The sequence below is a fragment of the Pseudoalteromonas prydzensis genome (assembly GCF_011050055.1).
GTDB lineage: Bacteria > Pseudomonadota > Gammaproteobacteria > Enterobacterales > Alteromonadaceae > Pseudoalteromonas > Pseudoalteromonas prydzensis_A.
On record NZ_DRGM01000011.1, the window covers coordinates 1 to 5,634 of the forward strand.

The window sequence follows — 5,634 nt, forward strand, 5'->3', positions numbered from 1 at the left end:
GTTTTAATTTATATGTGGGTGATTAGCTCAGTTGGGAGAGCATCGCCCTTACAAGGCGAGGGTCACTGGTTCAAGTCCAGTATCACCCACCACATATAAAACCTCTTAATACTCTCAATCAAACCTTACGTTATACTCTTTAATTGATAATTAGCTCAGCTGAAAAGAAAGAGCATCGCCACCCTTCACAAATAATGGCGAGGGTCGCAGGTATCAAGTCCAGTATCACCCACCACATATAAAACCTCTTAATACCCTCAATCAAACCTTACGTTATACTCTTTAATTGATAATTAGCTCAGCTGAAAAGAAAGAGCATCGCCACCCTTTACAAATAATGGCGAGGGTCGCAGGTATCAAGTCCAGTATCACCCACCACATATAAAACCTCTTAGTAATTCAGTTAAAAACAAAATTCGAAAAGCCTCCAAATACGTTAATTCTTTTCCAAATCTTAAACTCTTTTAATATATTCTTTAATGGATAATTGGCTCAGCTGAAAAGAAAGAGCATCGCCACCCTTCACAAATAATGGCGAGGGTCGCAGGTATCAAGTCCAGTATCACCCACCACATATAAAACCTCTTAATAATTCTGTCAAAAATAAAATTCAACAAAACCTCTAATACGCTAGTTCTTTTGCAAACCTTAAACTCTTTTAATATGTTCTTTAATGGCTAATTAAGTTTGAGAAACATCAACCAAGGCGCTTAACAAGCCTAGGCTCTCCTATCACTATAAAAACCCTCAAGCAATAACACGCTATAATTGAGCAGCTTGAAAAAGCCCATAACTGATTAAAAATATGAAGTCTGCGGTTTTAAATTTTAAATTCCCTTGTCAGCGACTAGACTGTTTATTATAGTCTCTGATACGTTCACGTGGTCACAAGTCTAATGCCAGCAAAGATTTTTTCTAATGCAAAAATACTAATAGTTGAAGAGCAACCACTTGCTCAAAGCTATATGAAACAATCGCTCGAAAAATTAGGCTTTCGGCAATTACGCTTTGCTGAGCATGCAAATTCAGCTAAAGAGCAGTGCACCAGTGAACAGTTTGATCTCATTGTATGCTCTTTTAATCTGAGCAAAAATCAAGATGGCTATCAGCTGTATGAAGAATTACGGGTTAAACGTCTAATAAAAAACTCCACTGGCTTCATTTTTATTTCTGCTGAGACTAGCGGCTCCCTTGTGCATAGTGTTTTAGAGCTGCAACCTGATGATTTTTTAGTAAAGCCCTTTACCATCTATGATCTTAAAACGCGTATCGAACGAATACTGCTACGTAAAAGCAACTTACAAGTAATATATAACTACATCGACGATGGAAATGACTCCAAAGCATTAAAAGAGATCAACACTGCACTAGATAAAAAAGGCAATGCTTACAGTGCAATACTATTACGTTTAAAAGGCGATGCCCTGCTTCGCTTAAAACGTGCAGACACAGCAAAAGTCTTTTTTAAATCCGTATTAGACATTCAAAAATTCGCTTGGGCCAAGGTAGGGTTAGTTGAAGCATTAATTGCGAATAATGAACATATTCTTGCACAAAGAATGCTTAGAACGATGCTACAACGCCATGAAACACGATTAGTTGCACTGGATTTGCTGGGTAAGTTAGAAATAAAATTAAACCAGTTCGAATTAGCGCAAGATTTTTTAAGTCAAGCGGTTGATATTGCACCACGTAATATAGATCGTCAAAAGTCACTTAGCCATGTTTCACTGATCAATCACGATTATGAAAAGAACTACCTAACACAAAAAGACATCGCTAATTTTGCCAAGCACTCAATTCACGATCACCCCGATGTCTATTTAAACGCAGCACGAGCAGGTATTGACTTTGCCTTAACAACAGATCAAAGCGACCAAATTCAACGTATTTCAAGACAAACCAATAAGTACTTAACTGACTTAAAAAGCCAGTTTCCAAACAGTCATAATCAAGCGCAAATTGATGTACTAAATGCCCGCCTACACTACCTAAAAGACGAGCATCAAAAAGCGAAAATGCTGATCGAGCAACTCGATGATGACGATAATCATATTCGCTCGGTGGATGGCGCGCTTGATAAAGCAAAAGCATTTCATGAGCTGGGCTTTCATCATAAAGCACAATCACTGTTCAACCAAATTATCAGCCATTGTGAGCGTCACCCTACGGTTAGTGATCCGGTTTATTTAAAGTATATTCAGCAGCAGCAAAGCGAGCGTCGCGATATAAAAATGGGACCGAAAGAACTTAATAACCATGCAGTGACTCAGTTTAATCGTGGTCAATTAAATACCGCGCTTGAGGCTTTTACTCAGGCATTTAGAGTCATGCCTCGTAACTCCAGCATTGCTTTAAATTTATTGCAGTGTCTATTTGATAATACCAAACAAAATGGCCAAACATTAAATACCATGATGGCAAAGAAATGTTATGCGTTACTAAATACAACGGCGCTGGATAACGAGCAACAGCAACGCTTTAATAAAATAGTGCTGCAAGCGACCGCGATGGGGCTAACACTTACGGATTTAGAAGAGTCTGGTAAAACTAAATAAACTATTTAAATAGCTGTCGTTTAGGCACCATGAAAGATAATAAATTTATAAGAAACTACTGTGATAACCATTCTGAGTCCTACTGGATTAATAAATTAAATCCAGTAGGACGTTGATAAGCAAGATTAGTTATTATAATTTTTGTAATGATACGGCATTGATACAATAACGCAGACCACTTGGCATTGGGCCATCTGGGAATACATGCCCCAAGTGCGCATCACACACGTTACATACCGTTTCTATTCTTTGCATGCCATAGCTTTTATCACTGTTGTAAGCAATTGAATTTACTTCTGCTGGCTGAGTAAACGATGGCCAGCCAGTACCGCTATCAAACTTTTCATCGCCATCAAACAACAAGTTATTACAGCACACACAGGCATATTTACCTGGTTCAAACAAGGTGCAGCTGTCAGAGCTGTGTGGCCGCTCCGTGCCTTTGTTGCGGGTAACATAAAACGCTTGTTCGGTTAGTTGTTCACGCCACTGCTGCTCGGTTTTGACTACTTTACGGCTCGGCTTTGGATTACCTTTATTGGCAAAATTTAGAATATCATTCCAATTCAACATAACTGACCTCATTGAGTAAGATGGGTTAATTTCATTCAATTATAATTGCCTGCTTTTCATGCTCTGTAAAAAGACCATTAAAGTAATGCATAAGTTCAGCTTTAGAGGCTGGCAAGCTAATCACACATTGGCGCTGCTCGCTGGAAAAAATAGTGCATTGATCATCACGGCACTGTATTTTCTCAATACTAGCAATTAACAGCCACTGCGGACCATGCGTCCTATCGAAAAATCCAGACAAGGTAAACAGTAAAAGGTGTTGTTGCTCACGCTGAATAAATTTACTGAGCGGGTTACGCGCTATAAAGAGTGGCGTCAGCCGATAACAACATGAGCTAAATACAAACAGCCATAAAGCGATTAAAAATACAAACCAAGCCTGTTGAAATAGCCCTGTAAATACGCTCAACAATAATAATACGATGCCAAAACAACCGACGATCAACGCCAATCGTTGATTAATTTTTTGCATTGCTGTTCCTAAGTACTCTTATTATCGGTTTCTGGATCGGGCCAGTCATTAAAAAACACCGTTAAATAACGGCTTTTGGCTAAATACAGTAACACCCACAACACAGTTACCATTTGCAAGGCTAAAAACATCGAGAACTGATAATAGCTATGGGCGGCTTGAATAACCAACCAACTTAAGTCGACTGCAGCACAGACCAATAATGGCCAACGCATAAAACGCCATATTCGGGCAAAACGTGCTGCATTCTCAGCACTTTTTTGCGGCCTGCGCAAACAAAACACCACCGCCGGAATAATCGCAATAGCGCCAATGGCCAAAGCACTGAAAAAATCACTTTTTGAGCGAAATGCCAACGACATTAAATCAAGCTCAGGACGACGGCTAAGCGCCGCTATGATCCAAATAAAGTACGCACGCAGCAATACCAATAAACTTAAATGAAATGCGATTGGTGTACGGTATGTGCCGTACTTATCCCAGTACTCTGGCCCATAACGTTTCATAGCTGGTTTTTCCTATCGGCTAGTATGCCAAGTAAGATAAATGCCGTGATCACCGTTATCCCTAACCAACGCGTGCCAAAAAACATCAATAACTGGCTAATTAACGGCGTCACAAATACCACTAATAAACCAAAACCGAACCCAGTTACCAGTACAAATACACAGACTCTCACTATAAAGTGACGCCTTGCTACAAAGCGTTTCGTCGTTTTAATAATTTCATTGGCATACAAAGACACCAAACAAACCACCAATAATAATGCAATATTATACAAGTACGGTTTTAGCCACTGACCGAAAGTCAGCGCTAGATTCTGAAAAAGCACAATAATACTATCCATTATGTTTCACCAGTAACGCAATTAAATCATCTTCGGTCAGAACATCAATTCCTAACTCTTGCGCTTTAGTCAGCTTAGAGCCGGCTTTTTCACCTGCAATCAAGGCATCTGTTTTCGCTGATACACTGCCAGACACTTTTGCGCCTAATTGTTGTAAACGTGCTTTGGCGTCATTACGATTAAGCTCGTTCAAAGTCCCTGTTAACACGTATGTTAAACCCGCTAGTGGCTGTGAATCCTCACTTGGCGGAATAAGTTCAGGCCAATGAATACCCTGCTCTATTAAGGCAGTTACGACATCTAAGTTGTGCTGTTCAGCAAAAAAACCACGTACATGCTTGGCTACAATCTCACCGACATCACTCACTTCAACTAACGCTTCAGTGGTAGCCGTGGTTACTTTTTCAAGCGTTAAAAAGTGATTTGCTAAGTTTTGCGCCGTCGCTTCACCCACTTCTCGAATACCTAAAGAGTATAAAAACTTAGCCAAGGTGGTTTGTTTCGCATCATCAAGTGCTGCAACCAGATTTTTCGCTGATTTTGGCCCCATCCGTTCAAGTGACTCAAAATGCCCTTGCTTAAGGATAAATAAATCTGCAGGGGTTTTAATGAGCTCTCTATCCACCAGCTGCTCAACAATTTTATCACCTAGGCCATCGATATCGAGTGCTTTGCGTGAGGCAAAGTGTTTAATTGCTTCTTTGCGCTGTGCTTGGCACACCAGGCCGCCAGTACAGCGCGCTACGGCTTCGCCTTCTATACGCTCAACATGAGAGTCGCAAATTGGGCAAGTTGCCGGAAACTCGATTTCCTTGGCATCAATTGGGCGACGCTCTAACACCACTTGGGTGATCTGTGGGATCACATCACCAGCGCGGCGAATGATCACCGTATCGCCAATTTTTACACCCAAACGATCTATTTCATCACGATTGTGTAACGTTGCATTTGAAACCGTAACACCACCAACAAACACCGGCTCTAAACGCGCTACAGGGGTAATTGCCCCCGTGCGTCCAACCTGAAATTCAACATCCAGTAACTGAGTGATCTCTTCTTGCGCAGGGAATTTATACGCAATCGCCCAACGCGGAGCACGCGCCACAAACCCTAACCGCTCTTGTAGTGCTTTGTTGTTTATTTTGATCACTACGCCATCAATTTCATATTTAAGACTACTGCGA

General features: G+C 40.7%; 6 protein-coding genes and 1 tRNA gene. 2 read left to right on the forward strand and 5 right to left on the reverse strand.

The annotated features are described in order from the left end of the window. Window positions 1-16: 16 nt before the first annotated feature. Window positions 17-92, forward strand: a tRNA-Val gene (locus ENH88_RS00755). 804 nt (window positions 93-896) lie between these two features. Beyond that, the gene (locus ENH88_RS00760) at window positions 897-2,558 is read left to right on the forward strand and encodes a tetratricopeptide repeat-containing response regulator (RefSeq protein ID WP_304178433.1); all 1,662 of its coding nucleotides are present in this window, start codon (window positions 897-899) and stop codon (window positions 2,556-2,558) included. A gap of 132 nt (window positions 2,559-2,690) precedes the next feature. On the opposite strand, the gene msrB is transcribed toward ENH88_RS00760, so the two are convergent. From msrB to ligA, 5 genes are all read right to left on the reverse strand, one after another. Next, complete coding sequence (gene msrB / locus ENH88_RS00765; protein ID WP_304178435.1) at window positions 2,691-3,131, reverse strand: peptide-methionine (R)-S-oxide reductase MsrB; 441 nt, start codon at window positions 3,129-3,131, stop codon at window positions 2,691-2,693. 31 nt (window positions 3,132-3,162) lie between these two features. Beyond that, window positions 3,163-3,603, reverse strand: a complete 441-nt coding sequence (locus ENH88_RS00770) for a hypothetical protein (RefSeq protein ID WP_304178437.1) — start codon at window positions 3,601-3,603, stop codon at window positions 3,163-3,165. An 8-nt stretch (window positions 3,604-3,611) separates the two neighbouring features. Then, on the reverse strand, window positions 3,612-4,109 hold the full coding sequence (locus ENH88_RS00775; protein WP_304178439.1) for a DUF2919 domain-containing protein: 498 nt from the start codon (window positions 4,107-4,109) through the stop codon (window positions 3,612-3,614). Continuing rightward, window positions 4,106-4,450 (reverse strand): DUF3392 family protein, encoded by a 345-nt coding sequence (locus tag ENH88_RS00780; RefSeq protein ID WP_304178441.1) that lies wholly within the window; start codon window positions 4,448-4,450, stop codon window positions 4,106-4,108. Before ENH88_RS00780 ends, ENH88_RS00775 begins: the two co-directional genes overlap by 4 nt. Beyond that, window positions 4,443-5,634, reverse strand: a 1,192-nt coding sequence (gene ligA / locus ENH88_RS00785; protein ID WP_304178443.1) for an NAD-dependent DNA ligase LigA, incomplete at its 5' end; no start/stop codon positions are given. The genes ligA and ENH88_RS00780, both read right to left, overlap by 8 nt.

Coding starts and splice junctions, on each gene's coding strand:
- ENH88_RS00760 (WP_304178433.1), top strand. CDS start 897: ATGCCAGCAAAGATTTTTTCTAATGCAAAAATACTAATAGTTGAAGAG.
- ENH88_RS00770 (WP_304178437.1), bottom strand. CDS start 3,603: ATGCAAAAAATTAATCAACGATTGGCGTTGATCGTCGGTTGTTTTGGC.
- ENH88_RS00775 (WP_304178439.1), bottom strand. CDS start 4,109: ATGAAACGTTATGGGCCAGAGTACTGGGATAAGTACGGCACATACCGT.
- msrB (WP_304178435.1), bottom strand. CDS start 3,131: ATGTTGAATTGGAATGATATTCTAAATTTTGCCAATAAAGGTAATCCA.
- ENH88_RS00780 (WP_304178441.1), bottom strand. CDS start 4,450: ATGGATAGTATTATTGTGCTTTTTCAGAATCTAGCGCTGACTTTCGGT.